At 66.6% G+C, this 17,329-nt stretch carries 18 protein-coding genes; 2 read left to right on the top strand and 16 right to left on the bottom strand.

The features are described from left to right. Positions 1–840 carry an SDR family oxidoreductase gene (locus tag ACE37B_RS18360; RefSeq protein ID WP_409924788.1) on the bottom strand — a complete coding sequence of 280 codons (840 nt, stop codon included), beginning with the start codon at positions 838–840 and terminating at the stop codon, positions 1–3. A 63-nt stretch (positions 841–903) separates the two neighbouring features. Between ACE37B_RS18360 and ACE37B_RS18355 the strand changes: the two genes are divergently transcribed. Next, on the top strand, positions 904–1,857 hold the full coding sequence (locus tag ACE37B_RS18355) for an NAD(P)H-dependent flavin oxidoreductase (RefSeq protein WP_409924787.1): 954 nt from the start codon (positions 904–906) through the stop codon (positions 1,855–1,857). A gap of 94 nt (positions 1,858–1,951) precedes the next feature. Here ACE37B_RS18355 and ACE37B_RS18350 read toward each other — a convergent pair whose 3' ends face one another. The 5 genes from ACE37B_RS18350 to ACE37B_RS18330 all read right to left on the bottom strand — a co-directional run bounded on the left by ACE37B_RS18350 (position 1,952) and on the right by ACE37B_RS18330 (position 6,719). Then, positions 1,952–3,115 (bottom strand): MFS transporter, encoded by a 1,164-nt coding sequence (locus ACE37B_RS18350; protein ID WP_409924786.1) that lies wholly within the window; start codon positions 3,113–3,115, stop codon positions 1,952–1,954. Between the two features lie 53 nt (positions 3,116–3,168). Further along, positions 3,169–3,480: a putative quinol monooxygenase gene (locus tag ACE37B_RS18345; protein ID WP_409924785.1), complete on the bottom strand. Its 312-nt coding sequence runs from the start codon at positions 3,478–3,480 to the stop codon at positions 3,169–3,171. 46 nt (positions 3,481–3,526) lie between these two features. Next, positions 3,527–3,844, bottom strand: coding sequence for an AzlD domain-containing protein (locus ACE37B_RS18340; protein WP_409924784.1), 318 nt, complete (start codon positions 3,842–3,844; stop codon positions 3,527–3,529). Next, positions 3,841–4,596 carry an AzlC family ABC transporter permease gene (locus ACE37B_RS18335; protein ID WP_409924783.1) on the bottom strand — a complete coding sequence of 252 codons (756 nt, stop codon included), beginning with the start codon at positions 4,594–4,596 and terminating at the stop codon, positions 3,841–3,843. Before ACE37B_RS18335 ends, ACE37B_RS18340 begins: the two co-directional genes overlap by 4 nt. Positions 4,597–4,721: 125 nt before the next feature. Further along, positions 4,722–6,719 (bottom strand): prolyl oligopeptidase family serine peptidase, encoded by a 1,998-nt coding sequence (locus ACE37B_RS18330; protein ID WP_409924782.1) that lies wholly within the window; start codon positions 6,717–6,719, stop codon positions 4,722–4,724. Between ACE37B_RS18330 and ACE37B_RS18325 the strand changes: the two genes are divergently transcribed. Continuing rightward, on the top strand, positions 6,718–7,572 hold the full coding sequence (locus ACE37B_RS18325; protein WP_409924781.1) for an acyl-ACP thioesterase domain-containing protein: 855 nt from the start codon (positions 6,718–6,720) through the stop codon (positions 7,570–7,572). The genes ACE37B_RS18330 and ACE37B_RS18325 overlap by 2 nt on opposite strands. A 16-nt stretch (positions 7,573–7,588) precedes the next feature. Here the strand turns inward: ACE37B_RS18325 and ACE37B_RS18320 are convergent, their stop codons facing one another. The 10 genes from ACE37B_RS18320 to ACE37B_RS18275 form a co-directional block, all read right to left on the bottom strand. After that, positions 7,589–9,205 (bottom strand): AMP-binding protein, encoded by a 1,617-nt coding sequence (locus ACE37B_RS18320; RefSeq protein ID WP_409924780.1) that lies wholly within the window; start codon positions 9,203–9,205, stop codon positions 7,589–7,591. Between the two features lie 94 nt (positions 9,206–9,299). Then, the gene (gene selD, locus ACE37B_RS18315) at positions 9,300–10,346 is read right to left on the bottom strand and encodes a selenide, water dikinase SelD (RefSeq protein WP_409924779.1); all 1,047 of its coding nucleotides are present in this window, start codon (positions 10,344–10,346) and stop codon (positions 9,300–9,302) included. A gap of 111 nt (positions 10,347–10,457) precedes the next feature. Continuing rightward, positions 10,458–11,126, bottom strand: a complete 669-nt coding sequence (locus ACE37B_RS18310; RefSeq protein WP_409924778.1) for a 5' nucleotidase, NT5C type — start codon at positions 11,124–11,126, stop codon at positions 10,458–10,460. Between the two features lie 7 nt (positions 11,127–11,133). Then, complete coding sequence (phnE, locus tag ACE37B_RS18305) at positions 11,134–12,057, bottom strand: phosphonate ABC transporter, permease protein PhnE (protein WP_409924777.1); 924 nt, start codon at positions 12,055–12,057, stop codon at positions 11,134–11,136. Next, entirely contained in the window at positions 12,054–12,905 is an 852-nt protein-coding gene (gene phnE, locus ACE37B_RS18300) for a phosphonate ABC transporter, permease protein PhnE (protein WP_409924776.1), read from the bottom strand. Before phnE (ACE37B_RS18300) ends, phnE (ACE37B_RS18305) begins: the two co-directional genes overlap by 4 nt. Then, on the bottom strand, positions 12,902–13,678 hold the full coding sequence (phnC, locus tag ACE37B_RS18295) for a phosphonate ABC transporter ATP-binding protein (protein WP_409924775.1): 777 nt from the start codon (positions 13,676–13,678) through the stop codon (positions 12,902–12,904). Before phnC ends, phnE (ACE37B_RS18300) begins: the two co-directional genes overlap by 4 nt. Positions 13,679–13,798: 120 nt before the next feature. Continuing rightward, a complete protein-coding gene (locus tag ACE37B_RS18290) occupies positions 13,799–14,914 on the bottom strand; it encodes a phosphate/phosphite/phosphonate ABC transporter substrate-binding protein (protein ID WP_409924774.1) in 1,116 nt (371 codons plus the stop codon). Between the two features lie 110 nt (positions 14,915–15,024). After that, a complete protein-coding gene (locus ACE37B_RS18285; RefSeq protein ID WP_409924773.1) occupies positions 15,025–15,651 on the bottom strand; it encodes a 5' nucleotidase, NT5C type in 627 nt (208 codons plus the stop codon). Continuing rightward, the gene (locus ACE37B_RS18280) at positions 15,648–16,331 is read right to left on the bottom strand and encodes a 2OG-Fe(II) oxygenase (RefSeq protein ID WP_409924772.1); all 684 of its coding nucleotides are present in this window, start codon (positions 16,329–16,331) and stop codon (positions 15,648–15,650) included. Before ACE37B_RS18280 ends, ACE37B_RS18285 begins: the two co-directional genes overlap by 4 nt. Before the next feature lie 53 nt (positions 16,332–16,384). Further along, a complete protein-coding gene (locus ACE37B_RS18275; protein ID WP_409924976.1) occupies positions 16,385–17,167 on the bottom strand; it encodes an SDR family oxidoreductase in 783 nt (260 codons plus the stop codon). Between the last annotated feature and the right edge of the window lie 162 nt (positions 17,168–17,329).

Below are 17,329 nucleotides of genomic sequence, written 5' to 3'. Positions count from 1 at the left end.
TCAGATGGTCGGCGCGATGGCGTCGCCCGGGAGCACGCCATCGGGGTGGAGCGCGTTCTGGAATCGGCGCATCCCCGTGAGCCAGCGATCGCGGTCGGTAGCTTTGCGCTCGACGTAGGTCTGCACTTCGGGGTGAGGAAGCACGAGGAATCGCTCGGCTCGGATTGCGTCGATGCACATCGCTGCGACGTCTGCCGGATCGAGGACACCGTCGCCGCTGGCCACGCCACCTTCGAACGTTTCCGGGTCACTGCTGCCGTCGAAGTCCGGGCTGTTCTGCACGATGTTGGTACGCACTGCCTGCGGGCACAGCACCGACACCCGGATCCCCTGATGATGATGCGAGATCGACAGCCATTCGCCGAGGGATACCGCCGCGGCCTTGGTGATCGAGTACGTCATCGAGCCGATCTGGCTGAGCAGTCCGGCTGCCGACGCCGTGTTGAGAAGGTACCCCTCGCCTTGGGCGATCATCGACGGTAGCGCGGCGCGGGCGGCGTAGATGTGGGCCATGCAGTGGACCTCCCACATTTTCTGGATCGCGGCGTTGGAGTCTTCGAGCCCTGCGCTCGTCACGAAGCCTGCGTTGGAGGCGAACAGCCCGATCGGGCCGTGTGCCGCTTCGGTGTCGGCGACCAGACGCCGGACCGCCGCCTCGTCGGCCACGTCGAGTTCGGCCGCAGTGCCGCCGATGTCGTCGGCTACCCGAGCGGCGCCGACACCGTCGAGATCGGCCACGACGACGTGGCGCGCACCCTCCGCTACCGCTGCGCGCGCGAGCGCCTCGCCGATTCCCGAACCGGCTCCGGTGACGACCACGACCTTGTTGTTCAGTTCCATGTGCCGACCGTACGGGACGGCTCGCCTCCGACGGAAACGTGACGGTCTGCCATGATCGTCCCGATGAGCACGACCTTTCCGAACCGAGTCACCGAGATGTTGGGCGTCGAACTCCCCATCGTGCAAGCGCCGATGGGATGGATCGCCCGGGCGCAGTTGGCGTCGGCGGTGTCGAACGCCGGCGGCATGGGCATCATCGAGACGTCGTCGGGGGAACTCGACGCGGTTCGTGGTGAGATCGCCAAGATGGCCGATCTGACCGACAAGCCGTTCGGGGTCAACATCGCTCAGGCGTTCGTGCGCGATCCCGACATCGTGCAGTTCGTGATCGATCAAGGCGTTCGGTTCGTCACGACCTCCGCGGGGAACCCGATGAAGTACACGGCCACGCTCAAGGAGGCGGGGCTCACGGTGTTCCATGTCGTGCCGACGCTGCACGGGGCGCTCAAGGCGGTCGAGGCGGGCGTCGACGGCCTCGTGGTCGAGGGCGGCGAGGGCGGCGGGTTCAAGAACCCTCGTGACGTGGCGCTGATGGTGCTGCTGCCGCTGATCGCATCCAAGGTCGACGTGCCCATCATTGCGGCGGGCGGCATGATCGACGGCGCGTCGATGGCGGCTGCGTTCGCGCTCGGGGCGGAAGGCATCCAGATGGGCACGCGGATGGTGTCGGCGGCTGAATCGCCGGTGCACGACAACTGGAAGCAGTCGATCGTCGACGCCGCCGAGACCGACACCGTGTTCTTGAACCGCCACACGTCGCCGTCGCTGCGCGCGTTGCGCACCGAACGTAGCGAAGCACTCGAGTTCGACACCGAAACCAACGCGATGTCGGCGCTCGTCGGTACGGCACTCGACCTGTACTTCGGCGGCGACATGAACGCGAGCTTGGCGCTCACCGGACAGGTGGCGGGTCGTATCGAATCGGTGGAGCCCGTTGCCGAGATCCTGGCGAACTGTGCACGCGAGTGCCGCGAACTCCTCGCCCATCTCGCCACCCGTTACGCACCGCCCCAATAGGCCATGGTGCCAGGCACGATGACCTTTCGCCGGAGGTCATGGTGCCAGGCACGATGACCTTTCGCCGGAGTCGTCCCGGGTGGTGTCTCCGGGGTCACCCGATCGCGTCGTCGGCTCGTCGGAGTCGCCCGGCCCCGTCGACGGGGAGTCCGGTGAGCACCAGCACGGCCGTGGTGGAGCAGAGCAAACAGGCTCCGATCGCCCAGCGGTAGCTGTCGGTCGTGTCGATCAGCCAACCGGCGCTCGGCGGTCCGATCAGCCCGCCGAGTCCGGGACCCGTGTAGAGCAGACCGAGGATCGAGCCGAGGCCGGCGACGCCCATTCGGTCGGCGATCACGATGGGACCGAGTGCGACGAATCCGCCGTAGCCGGCGCCGAGCACGAGCACGAACAGCACCATCAGGGCATACGACGACCCAGCGACGAACCAGATGGCGAAGCTCGCCGTGTGGATGATGAAGCAGGAGCGATACAGCCGGTACGAACCGAATCGGCGCACGAGCGAACCGAACCCGATCCTCGACACGACGCTCGACCCGCCGAGCACGCCGACCAGCACTGCGGCAGCGACCGGCGAAACACCACGTTCTTTTGCGTACTGACCGACGAAGACGAACGGGACGAACAACGCGAGGCCGAGAAAGAACGCCGAGATCAGCAACCGGCGGAACACGGGGCTCGCCGCCGCAGCTCGGAATCGGGACGGCTGCGGGGTCCCGTCGTTCGGGGGGCGATCGACGAGCGGAATGCACGCCAGCAGCACGCCGGCACCTGCGAACGCGAAGACGACGTAGGTGTCACGCCATCCCCACCGATCGATCAGGGCCGCCGACAACGGCGACAGCACGAGCGTCCCCACGCCGATCCCGGCGACCGCCACGCCGACCGCCAGCGCCCGTTGACGGACGAACCATCCACCGACCACTGCGACCATCGGCACATAGCCACAGGCTGCGGCGACACCGACGCCCGCGCCGTAGGTGACGTAGCCGAGGCCCAACGAATCGACGCGACTCGTGGCGAGGAGTCCGACGAACATCGCCGTTGCGCCCAACGCCAGGACGACCCGCGGTCCGAACCGGTCGGCCATACGGCCGGTGAGGATGCCGAGCCAGAAGAACGTGAACGTCGTGATCCCGAAGATCACGGCCGTCTCACCCTTCGCGGCACCGAACTCCTCGCTCATCGACTCGAAGAACGCGCCGAAGCTGTAGGCGGTGCCGAGGGTGACCGCAGACGAGAAGAACGCAGCGACCACGGTGAGCCACGCTCGCCAGGAGTCGAGGCCCGCCGGTCGAGACGCAGGCTGACTCAGATGACGAGCCCTTTGGCCGCAATCGGAGTCATCAGGGTGATCTCGGGGCGTCCACCGAGGAAGCCGCCGAGCTTGCCCATGGCTTCCTTCATCTCGTCACCCTTGCCATGGACGGCGAGTGCTTCGCCGTCTTGGTACATCTCGAAGAAGTAGTAGACACCTTCTTCGTCGTTGGCGCGATGCGCGCTATAGACCTCGAGACCATCTTCGGCATCGGCGGCGGCGCAGAGTTCGGCGAGTGCTGCTTCGAGTTCGGCGCCCTTTCCTTCGGCGGCGGTCAGCTTGGCAATCAACGTGATCTTCGACATGCCGCGACAGTACCCAGTCGGGCTCGTTCGACCTGCTTCGAAGCGTTCAGGTGAGTGCGCCGAGCAGCCACAGCGTGCTCATCCCGACGACGAACGTGAGCACGAGATTGCGTCGCCAGATCGTGACGATGCCGGCCAGGGTGAGCGCACCGACTTCGGCGAACTCGATCGATCCGATGCCGTCGCTGCCGACAGCGAGGTTGATGGTGAGCGCGGCGAGCACAGCGGGGCCGACGAATTGCAATGCTTGTTCGACGCGTGTCGGCAGCGTCCGGTCGGCGAGGAGCAGGATCAGCCCGCTGCGAGCCAAGTAGGTGCCCAGGGCCGCGACAGCCAGCACGGAGAGCGCAGCAGCGGTCGTCACGACGTCGTCTCGCTCGACGGTATCTCGGCGTCGCCTCGCCCCGGTGTCGTCACAGCTGAGTTGATGCGCCCACCCAGGTACTGCTCGGCGACCACGCCAGCGACGACACCGGCGAGCGCGCCGATCACGATGCCGAGCCGATCGCGCAACCCGACGGTCGCGAGCGACGTCAGCCCGCCGACCACTGCCGCCGCAGCCGCGGGGACCCGGTTGATCGAGTAGAGGACGAGCCCGGCGAACATGATCGGGGGAGCGAAGTCGAGGCGCCAGTCGTCGGGAATCACCGGGCCGATCAGCATGCCGAGCGGTACCACCGTGTTCCAGACGAGGAAGAGGAAGATCGCGATGGTGGAGTAGTAGCGACGGAACGACGCCGGGTCGCGTTCTCCCTGGAGGACGGCGAGGGCGAACACCTGGTCGACCATCAGGAAGGGCCCGAGCCAGCGCATCCACCGAGGCTGGGTCCGGAAGATCGGTGCCATCGCCGCGCTGTACATCACGTGTCGGGTGTTGATCACCAGCACCGCGGCCATGATCGCCCAGACGGAGGCCGTGCCAGCGAGCGTGACCATCGCGAGTTGAGCGGCGCCGGCGAACACGAGCGGTGCGGTCAGCCACGCGATCCAGGTCGGCATCGCGGTCTCGGTGATGGCGAGACCGATGACGAACCCGAACGGGATCGCCGGGATCGCCAATGGCACGATGTCGCGCAGCGCTTGGCCGTCGATCGATCTCACCACACGTCGAAACACGAGCGTGACGGTACCGAGCGTCGCACGCCGGACGACGGTGCCCGGCGCCCGGTACGGGTGGCACCACCACCGGTCTGCTGGCGTAACGGTTTGTGTCAGACACAAACCGTTACGCCTTCAGGGGGTCAGCGGACAGCGAGCTTTTCGGCGAACCAGTCGAGGATGATCTCGGCTCGCTGCACCCGATGCACCGGCGATCCGCTGCGCGACAACTCGTGGTTCTCGCCGGGGAATCGGTAGAAGTCGACCTCTTTGTCGAGCAACTTCAGTGCCACCCAGAGCTCTTCGGCCTGCACGATCGGACAGCGCCAGTCTTGCTCGGAGTGGATCAGCAGCATCGGCGTGTCGATGTTGCGGACGTTGCGGATCGGCGACGACGCCATGTAGACGTCGGGGTCGTCGATGTGCGACGGGCCGTGTTCGGTGCGGAAGGCAGTGGCGATGTCGCTCGACCATTCCTCCGACAGCAGGTTGTTGACCGCCCGCTCGGAACACAATCCGCGGAACCGTTCGCCGTGATGGGCCGCGAGCCATGTGGCCATGAATCCGCCGTAGGACCCGCCGAGCATGCCGACACGATCGCGGTCGCAGAACGAGAACCGATCGAGGGTGCCGTCGATGATCGCCAGGACGTCGTCGACGTCGAGTCCGCCCCATCCCGAACCGGGTGTGACCGGGTGCTTCGGGCCGAGGATCGCCTGTCCCCACCCGGTGTGGCGCCCACTCCCGCCCCGAGGATTGCCGAGCACGGCGACGAAGCCGGCTGCGGCTTGCATCTGGATCTCGTCGAAGAAGACTTCGCCGTACTGCGTGAACGGTCCGCCGTGAACGTTGAGGAGCACCGGGTATGTCTGTGTCTCGTCGAAGTCGGGCGGCCGCATGATCCAGCAGTCGATCTCGTCGGTTCCGTCGGTCGTCGGAACCGTGAACTTCTCCCAGCCCACGGCGTTCGCCGCGTAGGCGGCGGAGACGTGTGTGCGTCGTTCGTCGCCGATGAACACCTCGCTCGGATCGGTGACGGTGCTCCTCGTCGATGCGAGCACACCTCCGGCGGTGTCGAACGAGGTGATCGACAGCGGGCCGTGCGTGACGGGCTCGGGCGGGCCGGAGCCGTCGACATCGAGGCGGTACAGGTGAGTGTCGCCTCGATCTTCGGCGCTGGCGAGCAGCGTCGTGTCGGTCTCCCAGACCGGCGGTTGCTCCGAGGCGAGCGCCTGGAACGTGCGGTCGAGGCCGGTCGAGATCCAGGTGATGCCGGACTCGGCCACGCCGTCGGCATCGATCCCCAGGATGCCGACCTTCGCGTTCTGTGGGTAGGTCAGCAGATCGCCGTAGCCGACGAAGGCGACCTTCGTTCCGTCTGGTGACACCGCGGGAGCACCGTACGTGCCGTCGTGCGCGGTGAGACAACGAATCGTGTCGGGATGTTCGTCGGCGTCGAGCGGGATCAGGTAGATGTCGTTCGCGAGGTCGAGATCCCACGTGTCGTGGCGCTGTGCGTCGGTGACGATGGCGGTGGAGTCGGCGGTCCAACTGATGCCGTCGTGCTGGAACTCGCCGGGTGTGAGGTTGCGTGGCGGAGCGGAGCCGTCGGCGCGCACGACGTGCACGTGATTGGGCCGGTCGAAGACCCAGCCCTCGTCGTTGAGCCGGCTGAAGAAGCGCTCGATCTTGCGTGGCGCCTGCCACGACTCGTCCTCCTTCGTGTAGCGCTGGTCGCGGGTGCGGCTCGTGAATCCGATCCACGTGCCGTCGGGCGACCAGGCGACGTCGCCGATCCCGTCGGGCATCGAACACACCGTGCGGGTCTCACCCGGTCCATGGATCGGCAGGACGTGCAAGGTCGTGTCGCTCTGTTTCGCTCCACGCTTCGACGTGAACGCCACGAATCGGCCATCGGGAGACCACGCCGGGTTCGAGTCGTGATCGCCAGCGGTGAGCGGAGCGTCGTCGAGCCAGATCCGCTTCGTACTGGTGTTCCTCGCGAGATCGGTGGTCGACACCACGAACGCGACGTGTTCGCCATCGGGGGAGAGTGCCACTGCACCGGCGTGGCTGCGGCGGTCGACGAAGCGCTCGGCAATCGAACGATGCGCAGAGACGGATTCGGCTGGATCAGGCATGACCGCACGCTATTCGCCGCATGCTGACCTGACGACACGGTTTCGAGCGGGACTCGTCGCTGGCATCATCGTGGGCGTGTCCGTCGCTGCCGGTGCTGTCGAATTGCTTGCGCCCACCCACGGCGCGCGGATCTTCTCGGATCGGACGAAGGTTCGGCTCGGCGATGTGGATCGTGTGGGCCGGCTTCGACTCGACGCCACCGCTCGGTTGCTGCAAGACATCGCCACCGACGACGCGGACGATGCCGAACTCGACCGTGCGTTCGGATGGCTGGTGCGTCGCACGAAGATCGTGATCGGGCAGGCGGCCAAACTGGGTGAACGGCTCGAGGCCTCGACCTGGTGCACCGGCATCGGGCGCAGCTGGGCGGAACGGCGATCACGCTTGGTCGGCGAACGGGGCGCCGAGATCGACGCGGTGAGCTTGTGGGTCCAGATCGACGTCGCAACCGGTCGACCCGCGCGCGTCGGCGACGATTTTCGCTCGGCTTACGCTGCATCTGCGGCCGGTCGAAGCGTGTCGTCGCGGCTGGCGCTCGCTGGCCCGACCGATGATTGCGAACGGCGTGCTTGGACGATCCGCCGGACCGATCTCGACCCGTTCGACCACGTCAACAACGCGTCGACCTGGGCGTTTCTCGAAGAGGTCGCACGGATCGACGCAGCACACCAACACAGCGGGAGTGGCGAGATGGAGTACCTCCAGCCGGTGACCCACGGAATCGACTACGACCTGCTCGTCGACCGTCGAGGCGTCGGCACCGAGCGCTCCGAGTCCGCTGGTGCGACCGACGCATGGCTCGTGCACGGTGGCGTCGTCCACGCAGCCGCCCGCTGGACCCCGACGGTCTGAGCCGCAGCGTCGGTCGTCAGCAATCGGTCGACGACGAGAAGTCGCCAGCTTCCCACATTTCGCGGAGTCGAAACTTCTGGATCTTCCCGGACCCGGTGAACGGGAAGTCCTCGACGACGATCCAGTCCTTCGGGGTCTTGTGCGGGGCGAGGCGCTCGCGGACATACGCGAACAGTTCGCGCTGGTCGACGGTCGCGCCGGCAGCGGGCCGAACGAATGCGGCGACGGTCTCACCCCACTTGTCGTCGGGGATGCCGACCACGGCCACCTCGCCGACCGTGGGATGCTCGAACAGGAGCTCCTCGATCTCCTTCGGGTAGATGTTCTCTCCGCCGCGAATGATCATGTCCTTGAGGCGACCTTCGACCGTGCAATAGCCGCGCTCGTCCATCGCGCAGAGGTCGCCGGTGTGGAGCCAGCCATCGGCATCGATCGCCTCATTCGTGTGCTCGGGCATGTCGAAATAGCTCGACATGACGTGGTAGCCGCGGGTGCAGTACTCGCCGACCGAACCCATCGGGAGCGTCTCGCCAGTGTCCGGATCGATGACTTTCACCTCGACGTGCGGCATCGGCGGCCCGATGGTCTGGGCCTTGTCAGTGAGCGAGTCGAAGGTCTGGGTCATGGACGCGACCGGTGAGCACTCGGTCTGGCCGAAGACGATCGTGAACGGCGCGCCGAGCTCGGCTTCGAAGCGCCTCACGAGCTCCTCGGGAACGAGTGAGCCGCCCGACACGATCGCCTCGATCGACGACAGATCGACCTCGGCGAACCTCGGGTGTTCGAGCAGCGCGATCAGCATCGTCGGTACGCCCATCATGGCGGTGCCTCGATACGTGTCGAAGAGCTCCAGCACGAGGCCGGGTTCGAACGCTTGCACGAGCACCAACGTCGAATGCGTCGAGACGGCGCCGAGGACGGTCAGGACGCTGCCGCCGGTGTGGAACAACGGCATCACGGCGATCGCCACCGACTCCTCGCGCATTCCCATCCGGTCGGCGACGTGTGCTCCGTTGTTGGCCAGACCTCGGTGATGCAGCAGTGCTCCTTTCGGAAAGCCCGTGGTCCCCGAGGTGTACTGGATCATCATCGAATCGTTCGGGGCGACCGCAGGGAGCGTGACGGCGGGATCATGACCGGCTGCGACGAAGTCAGCCCAGTCGTCGAAGCTGATGACCTCGCGGAGATCGGGGCATGACGGATGGACCTGGTCGGCGATCGCGCGCATCGGTGAGCCTCGGAACTCGTTCATCACGAACATTCCGGCCGAGCGGGACTGGCAGAGCACGTACTGGACCTCGTGTTCGCGCAGCGCCGGATTGATGGTGACGAGCGTGACGCCGGCGAGCGCACACCCGAACTCGAGCAGGATCCACTCGGGGATGTTCGGCGCCCAGACCGCGACCCGCTCGCCCGGTTCGAATCGCTGTGTCAGGGCCCGTGCGACGCGTACCGATTCGTCGTAGAGCTCCTGGTAGGTCCAGGAGCGACGAGCGTCGCGGTCGGGGAGCCCTTCGACCAGCGCCGTCCGATCGGGGACCGCCGCTGCCGCTTCGGCGAGCAGGTCACCGACCGTCACGTCGCGGAGTTCGGGCTCCGAGGGTCCGATGGCGTACGAGACCGTGTCAGTCATCGCTCCAGAGTAGAACGCTCGATCCGTCGGGCCGTACGTGGGAGATGTACCTCGAGCGATCGACTGCTGGTGCGTGCCGGCGGGCAGATGGCGGTCAGCGGAGGATGATCGCGGCGCCACCGGCACGCAACGCGGCGCTGCGTCCGATGACGGCAGCTCGATGTCCGGTTGCGGCGAGCTCCGCGAGGACCGCTGCCGACATGCTCGGATCGACGCCGAACACGAGGCCGCCCGATGTCTGCGCGTCGGCGATCAAGAGCTGATCGACCTCGCCGTGGTCGCCGGCGTCGAGGTGCTCGGCGCCCCACGCCAGGTTGCGACGGCTTCCTCCCGGCATGATGCCGGCGAGCGCATGCTCCCGGGCACCGGGAAGGAACGGGATCGCGGCGAACGAGACCTCGATCTCGACCGACGACTCGATCGCCATGCGGCCGAGATGCCCGAGCAGGCCGAATCCGGTCACGTCGGTGCACCCGGTCGCGCCGTTCGTCGAGGCCAGACGCGCGCCGACGTCGTTGAGTCGGGTCATGGAGTCGACCGCGCCGGCGGCTTCGTCATCGGTGGCCACGCCGGCCTTGATCGCCGTGGTCAGCACGCCGACGCCGAGTGGCTTCGTGAGCACGATGTCCTGACCGGGACTCAGCCCGGCATTGGTGAGGATGCGGTTCGGATGGACTTCGCCGGTGACGGCCATTCCGTACTTCGGCTCGGGATCGTCGATCGTGTGCCCGCCGGCGATGACGAACCCGGCCGCGGTTGCGATGTCTTGGCCTCCGGCGAGCAGTTCGCTCAGCAGGTCGGTCGACAGCGCATCGGTGTTCCACCCGACGAGGTTCAGCGCGAACAGGGGCCGACCGCCCATCGCGTAGATGTCGGACACGCTGTTCGCAGCGGCGACACGGCCCCAGGTGCGCGCGTCGTCGACCACCGGGGTGATGAAGTCAGCGGTGGACACGATCGCCCGTTCGTCGTCGAGCTTCCAGACCGCGGCGTCGTCGCCGGTGTCGGGCCCGACGAGGAGTTCGGCGGGATGTGATGATGAGAGGTGACGCACGACGTGCGCCAGCTCGCCAGGGGCGAGCTTGCAGCCTCAACCAGCTCCGTGACTGAATTGCGTCAACCGTGTTGCGTCGGTTCCCATGCTCGGCTCCTTTCCATCACTGGTCATGTCGTCATCGGGTGCGGCGATGGGAGCATCGTACGGTCGAGTCGGCGAGGCGTGACGGTTTGTGTCTGACACACACCGTCAGGGTCAGGCTGATGCGCCTCCGCGGCGGCGGTCGAGGCGGTCGGAGCCGCTGTCGAAGCCGGGGAGTTGCGGCTCGAAGCGTCCGGCGTGGGCGGTGGCCAACTCCGAGACGATCTCTTCCACCTCGACCCAGGAGCGGGCTCGCGGGCCGTCGACGCCGGCATTGTAGGGCTGGTCGAAGACGATGACGGTGTTGCCGTGCGCTCGCAATTCGGCGACGTTGTGCGGCGCATCGTCGATGTAGGCATTGGCCTCTGCCTGGGGTTTCGCGCCGAGGAAGCAGAGATCCCGGTAGGGAATGCGGTTCGCGTCGAGCCACGCTGCGGTGTCTGCGACCGCCTTCTCGTGCCCCCAGTGCACGTACAAGCGGTGGGTGATGATCCGGATCCACACGCCAGCGTCCGACAGGCGCCACAGCGCGTCCGCTGCGCCCTCGATCATCGGCATCGTGCGGAACATGTCGTGCTCCATCACCGCGATGCGGTGGTAGTCGGCGTACTCATCGGGGCCGAGATCCCATTCCCCGAAGTCCCAGGATCGTTGCAGCGGGTAGATCTCGGGGTCGACGCCGCGGATGTCGGCGAGGATGTCGCGGAAGCGGCGGGTGTGGTCGGCGACGACACCGTCGAGGTCGACGCCGAGGATGAACTGGTCGGGGGTCCGCTGCGCCATGGTCAGATCATCGCCCGGGTTCTTCGGCGAGCGCACGCGCTGCAGGCGAGACCGTCGACAGCGGATCGTCGACCGGCTCGTCGGTGTCGTTCATCATCGAACGCTGTTTCGGTCCGGCGACGATGCGCCGGCGAATCGCACCCGACACGGTGTCGACCGCGATCGTGCCGACGATCACGACGATCAGCGCGAGCCCGGCCAGACCGAACTCCTTGAAGCGGATCGCATCGGCGAGCGCCCCGCCGATGCCTCCAGCCCCGACGATGCCGAGCACCGACGACGCTCGGATGTTGATCTCGAAGCGATACAGCAGGAACGACGTGAGCTCGGGGGCGACCTGCGGCAGCACACCCCACCGGAGGCGCTGCAACGCGTTGGCGCCGACGGCGTCGGTCGCCTCGATGGGTCCGGCCTTGATGTTCTCGATGATCTCGTAGAAGAGCTTGCCGAGGCTGCCGATCGAGCCGACGCCGATCGCGAGCACCCCGGCCATCGGTGACAGCCCGAACACGGGGATGAACAGCAGCGCCAGAATCACCTCGGGAACGGCGCGCAACACGTTGAACACTTGCCGGGTCACCCAGGCGATCGGTCGCCCGACGAGGTTCTCGGCGGCGAGGAACGAGAGCGGCACGGCGAAGATCGCGGCGATCAGTGTGCCCATCCACGCCATTGCGATCGAGTCCCACATGAGCCCGATCAGCGACGAGAGTTGATCCCACGCCATGTCGCCGAACATGACCTTGGCGAGGCGGTACATGTCGGCGGGAGCTTCGAGCAGTCGAGACCACTTCAGCTCGACCGAGATCGCCGACCAGCCGAGCAGGACGACGAACGCCGTCGTCAGCACGAGACGGAACGTGTCGCGCGACTTCGATGGCAGTTGGATCGGGGGAGGAGCAGCAGCGGCGGGCATCGGTGCGGACGTCATACGAGACGCCTCCGGATGCTGACCGAGATCCGTTCGACGACGAACACGACGAGAAAGAACATCAGCACGAGGCCCCAGAGGCTGTCCCACTGGCCACGGTTGCGGAAGAAGTCGAGCCGCTGCCCGATGCCGCCAGCACCGACGAGACCGAGCACCGCTGAGGCTCGGAGGTTGAGTTCGAAGTCGTACAGCGCGTACGAACTGAACGCGGGGAGGATCTGGGGGATCACCGCGGTCCGTAACATCTGTGTGTGCGTCGCGCCGGCGGCGTTGGCGGCCTCGACCGGGCCCATGTCGATGCCGTCGAGCGTGTCGGCGGTCAGCTTCACCATCACGGCGAGCGAGAAGAAGAACAGCGCCAACAGGCCAGAGAGCGCACCGATACCCACGCCGAGCACGAACAGGCCAGCCCACAGCAGGTCGGGGATCGAGCGGATCACGTTGTTGATCGATCGCAAGATGAGCCGCGGGACGACGTAGGGATTGCCGACCTCGGTCGACCAGAGAGCGAGTGGCAACGCCACGATCACCCCTGCGGTCGTGCCCAACACGGCGAGTTGCAGCGTTTCGAGGAAGGCCTTGCGCGATCGAGCCGAGAACATCTCGTCCCAGCGCATGTCGAAGAGGCCCTCGAGCACGGGGTTGGTGCGCGTGAGGTTCTCGACGAGATCGGAGAGTGAGAATTCGACGCGCCGTGCGCTGACGACGGTGAACGCAATGGCGCCGAGCGAGATCGCGATGACCAGAAGAGATGGGCGTGGCCGCGGCGGGAGTCGGAGATCGTCGCTGCCGGCTCCGCGCTCGCCGCGGCGAGCGCGGTCGGAAGTGTCCGCCCCGAGGAGGGTCACAGGGCGGCCTGCTTGGCCATCGTGTCGTCGGCCGTGAGGCTGCGTCCGTAGATGTCGCGGAAGGTGTCGGCATCGGCGTCGGAGCCGGGGCCGTCGAAGACCAACTCGCCGTCACGCAGGCCGATGATGCGGTCGGCGTAGGCCGTGGCGAGGTCGAGGAAGTGGAGGTTGACGATGGTCGTGATGCCGAGCTCGCGGCTGATCTGCTGGAGGTACTTCATCACGACGTGGCTCGTCGGCGGGTCGAGTGAGGCGACCGGTTCGTCGGCGAGAATGATCGAGGGTTCCTGTGCGAGCGCTCGGGCGATGCCGACCCGTTGCCGCTGCCCGCCCGAGAGGTTCGTCGCGCGGACGTACGCCCGGTCGAGGATCTCGACACGGTCGAGTGCTCGCGCCGCGATCTGGACGTCGGCGGGCGGGTACCGACCGATCAGGGTGCGCCAGGTCGGCACCCGATGCAGGCGTCCCATGAGCACGTTGTTCAACACGGTGGTGCGGTCGACGAGGTTGAAGCCCTGGAAGATCATGCCGACCTCGGAGCGCAGCGCACGGCGCCCTCGCCGATCGAGGCCGACGACGTCTCGACCATTGACCTCCAAGCGGCCACCTGTGAGCGGGACGAGCCCGTTGATCGCTCGGATGAGGGTCGACTTACCCGCGCCGGACAGGCCGACGATCACGACGAACTCCCCGTCGGAGATCTCGAGGTCGAGGTGCTTCATCGCGGCCACCCCGCCCGGGTACGTGACGCTGGCCTGTTCGAATCGAATCATGTGAAGGTTGGTCTTTCGTCGGAAAGGCGGTGACACGTCGAGTCGACAGATCGACGCGGACCGGGCCCCGCTCGCAGTGCGAACGAGGCCCGGTCGAGCATGGTTGCGTCGCGTGGCCGCTCAGCTGAGCAGGTCGGCGAGTTCGGTCTCGAGCGAGCGGATGATGTCGTAGGAGCCCTCGGGCACCGGGACGAGACCGTCGATCTCGTACAGCTCGTCCAACAGCGCAGCGCCGTCTTCGGTGTCGGCGATCGTGACGAAGGCGTCGGTGATCGCTGCCTTCAGATCCTCTGGCAGGTCGCCGGCGACGGCGAACCCGTCGTTCGGGATCGGCGAGGACCAGCCGAACACGACGACCTTCTCACCGACGTCGGGCACGGTTTCGAGCAGACCGCCACGGGCGTCGTTGAACGACACGCCGACTTCGGCGTCACCGTCGTAGACGGCCTGCACGGAGGAATCGTGACCACCGGCGAACAGCGACTCGATGTCGTCGAGTGGATCGACACCGGCTTCGAGGAGGCCGAGCGACGGGATCAGGTAGCCCGAGGTCGAGCCTTGATCGACGAACGACACGGTCTTGCCGGCGATGAGCGGGAGTTGCTCGGCGCCGATCGGTCCGTCGGTGGGTCCGGTTGCGTCGGCGACACCGTTGCAGAACAGCAAGCCGTCCTCGTCGGCGACCGGTTCGTCGGTGCAGAACTCGTCGGGGTTGTTCGTGAACCACTGGGTCACGTACTGCGAGTCGCCGAAGCGGACCGATTGCAGGATCAGATCGGCACCGGCGGTGTCGGCCGCCTGCACCATCTGTGACGGGCCGAGGCCACCGGCGACCTGTGCCTGGCCGGACTGCAGTGCGACGATCACGCCGGCGTAGTCGGACGGCACGAGGGCTTCGACGCCGATGCCGAGTTCGGCGGACAGCAGTTCGGCGAGCGGCTCCGCCGTCTCGATGAGGCCACCGGTCTCCTGCGACGGCGTCAGCGTGAAGATGATGGATTCGGGCCAATCGGCGGGGACTTCAGCCGGCGGGGCTTCGGTGTCTGCGGGTGCGTCGGTTTCGACCGGGGCCTCGGTGTCTGCGGGTGCGTCGGTTTCGACCGGGGCTTCGGTGTCTGCGGGTGCTTCGGTCTCGACCGGAGCGTCGGTGGTGTCGGCTGCGTCGTCGTCGCTTCCGCACGCTGCGAGCGCAAGAGCTCCCGCAACGCTCAGGGCGACCAGGTGTCGTCGGTTCATGTTCACGTCTTTCGTAGTTGGGCGACGCCGTGGCTGCTGACACCGAAGCGTCGCTGTGCGGAGCGCCCCGAGCACGACATCGCCGGCCCGAGACCATCCTGACCTTAGGGTCACTCCGGCTCTCGAATCCAGGGCCCTCGTGAACGGACGTCGACGATCTCGTAAAAACCAGACCAACTGGAGATGTCCACGGCGCCGTCCAACGCTACGTTCCAGGGGCGGACGAAGCGGCAGATCAGTCGATCGGCATGGTGCGTCAGCAAGTCGGGAAGCACCGTCGGGGAGTCGTCGAGGTAGATGTCGCAGTCGACCTCGTGTTTGTGATCGGTGATGTGGACCTCGCGGGTCGGAATCTCGTTGTCGGCCAGCCAGCGGAAGGTGTCGTTGACCGCCCAGGACGGCTTGGTCGTGACGATCACGACGTGATGCCCGTCTCGGCGGAGTCGGCGCAGCGTGTCGAGCGCGGTCGGATACAGCTCGAGGTGACGGAAGATCGACGGTCGAGACGCGCCTCCTTCAGCCCAGCGCCAGAAGGCACGCATGTCGGCGAACCCGCCGAGTTCAGCGAGGCCGTCCCACGTCTGGACCATCGACGGATGCAGATCGCTGCCGAACTCTTCTCGATGTAGACGAATCCAGCCAGCGTTGAAGTCGGCGACGACGCCGTCGAGGTCGATGCCGAGACGCAGCGCCTGGCGGCTCGCCCTGCTGCCCGACCGGCTTCGCCGTGCCGTCATCGGCGAGCAGGACCTGGAGGGCGCTTCCCTGACGGCCGGGCGCCGGGATCCTGATACGGCTTGGCGCGGAACCAGAGGTTGCACGCCCACTTCTCGCCGCCCCACACGGGCGATCCACCGTGCAACGACTTCGGGTGTCGCGTCAGGTCGGCCAGTTCGGGGTCGACCACGTTGTGGAAGATCACCATCCGGCCCGGTTTCGCGTCGACCTCGAGATCGAGCTTCGGGAAGATCGTGCCGCCGCCGTCGTCGACTTCGTTCAGATAGCACAGTGCAGTGACCAATCGCTGACCGCCCTTCGCGGTGCGCTGCTTGCCCTTCTCACTGTTCATGTCCCAGCCGTCGAAGTGCGGGCGGTACTGCTGGGTCTCGGCATAGTGCACGACCTGCAGCGACTCGGCGTGCTTGACCGGAATACCGACGAGGTTGCTCACCCGCTTGACGAGACCGCGCACGATCGGTGTCTGGTCGTGTTTCACCCAGCACACCGACCCGGTTCGGCCCTCGCTCATGGTGGCGGCGCCGACAGCGCTGACCAGGGCCTGCTTCATGTTGCCCTGTGCTTGCCCGATGATGTGCAAGCGTTCCGTCTCGGTCAGAAAGTCGTCGATCACCTGCACGATCGGATCGCCCGAGATCTGCTCGCCGATGTGATAGCGCTCCTTCAGCCGCATCCCCATGGGCGCCAAGTATGGCCGACTCGTCGCGAGGACGCGCGACGGCCAGACACGCCTCACCCCATGCGGATGGTCGAGATGCCCCCGTCGACGGGAATCACCGCGCCCGTCGTGAACGCGCCAGCCCGACTCGTCAGGAAGATCACCGTGCCCGCGATGTCCTCTGCGGTGCCGATGCGCTGCCGCGGGACCTGATCGACGACCATCTGGCGCGAGGCGTCGTCGTCGAGGAGGTACTCCATCATCTTCGACTCGAAAGGTCCGGGAGCGATCGAATTCACCGTGATGTGCTTGCCGACGACATGCGCTCCCAGGTGCCGGGCGAGCATGTGGATTCCGGCCTTGGCAGCCGAGTACGAGTAGTTGTCGCCGATCGGCACGCGGATGCCGTCGATCGATCCGATCATGACGACGCGGGCGGGATCGGCAGCGGTCGCGCGAGCTTCGAGCCGCGGAAGCAACGCCTGCGTCAACATGAACGGGGCCTTGACGTTGATGTTCATCACCTTGTCGAAGCCGATGTCGGGAAACTCGCCGAGTGGTGCACCCCACGCGGCCCCGGCGTTGTTGATCAAGATGTCGATCGCTGGCTCGCGCTCGGCGATCTCGCGCACGAAGGTGTCGAGCCCCTCGGCCGACGCCAGATCGGCCGGTAGCGAGATGCACTCGCCGAACTCCGACAGTTCGGCAGCCGCGTCGTCGCACGCGGACGCCTTGCGCGCGGTGATGTAGACCTTGACGCCGTTGACGACGAGTCCGGCGGCGATCATGTAACCGATGCCGCGCGAACCTCCGGTGACCACAGCCACCTTGCCGCGCAGTCCGAAGAGGTTGGCCACGTCGAGATCGCCGGGGGTCGCCGACCGGTAGGTGTTGTCGCTCATGTCTGCTGTGTAGTCGTTCGGCCGCGCCGGTTTCGAATCTCCTACCCGTCGTGATGCGTCGCGCCACGTCGCGTCACGTCGCGTCGCGGCGTGTCATGGCGTGTCGCGGCGTGAACG

It is taken from the genome of Ilumatobacter sp. (assembly GCF_046290335.1).
Classification (GTDB): domain Bacteria; phylum Actinomycetota; class Acidimicrobiia; order Acidimicrobiales; family Ilumatobacteraceae; genus Ilumatobacter_A.
The sequence above is the reverse complement of the archived record's forward strand: the minus strand, read 5'-3'. Positions and strand labels throughout refer to the sequence as shown.

Excerpts from the sequence above, each read along its gene's own strand:
- ACE37B_RS18360 (WP_409924788.1), bottom strand. The coding sequence starts at position 840 with ATGGAACTGAACAACAAGGTCGTGGTCGTCACCGGAGCCGGTTCGGGA.
- ACE37B_RS18355 (WP_409924787.1), top strand. The coding sequence starts at position 904 with ATGAGCACGACCTTTCCGAACCGAGTCACCGAGATGTTGGGCGTCGAA.
- ACE37B_RS18345 (WP_409924785.1), bottom strand. The coding sequence starts at position 3,480 with ATGTCGAAGATCACGTTGATTGCCAAGCTGACCGCCGCCGAAGGAAAG.
- ACE37B_RS18325 (WP_409924781.1), top strand. The coding sequence starts at position 6,718 with ATGACCGCACGCTATTCGCCGCATGCTGACCTGACGACACGGTTTCGA.
- ACE37B_RS18330 (WP_409924782.1), bottom strand. The coding sequence starts at position 6,719 with ATGCCTGATCCAGCCGAATCCGTCTCTGCGCATCGTTCGATTGCCGAG.
- ACE37B_RS18320 (WP_409924780.1), bottom strand. The coding sequence starts at position 9,205 with ATGACTGACACGGTCTCGTACGCCATCGGACCCTCGGAGCCCGAACTC.
- ACE37B_RS18310 (WP_409924778.1), bottom strand. The coding sequence starts at position 11,126 with ATGGCGCAGCGGACCCCCGACCAGTTCATCCTCGGCGTCGACCTCGAC.
- phnE (WP_409924777.1), bottom strand. The coding sequence starts at position 12,057 with ATGACGTCCGCACCGATGCCCGCCGCTGCTGCTCCTCCCCCGATCCAA.
- phnC (WP_409924775.1), bottom strand. The coding sequence starts at position 13,678 with ATGATTCGATTCGAACAGGCCAGCGTCACGTACCCGGGCGGGGTGGCC.
- ACE37B_RS18290 (WP_409924774.1), bottom strand. The coding sequence starts at position 14,914 with ATGAACCGACGACACCTGGTCGCCCTGAGCGTTGCGGGAGCTCTTGCG.
- ACE37B_RS18285 (WP_409924773.1), bottom strand. The coding sequence starts at position 15,651 with ATGACGGCACGGCGAAGCCGGTCGGGCAGCAGGGCGAGCCGCCAGGCG.
- ACE37B_RS18280 (WP_409924772.1), bottom strand. The coding sequence starts at position 16,331 with ATGGGGATGCGGCTGAAGGAGCGCTATCACATCGGCGAGCAGATCTCG.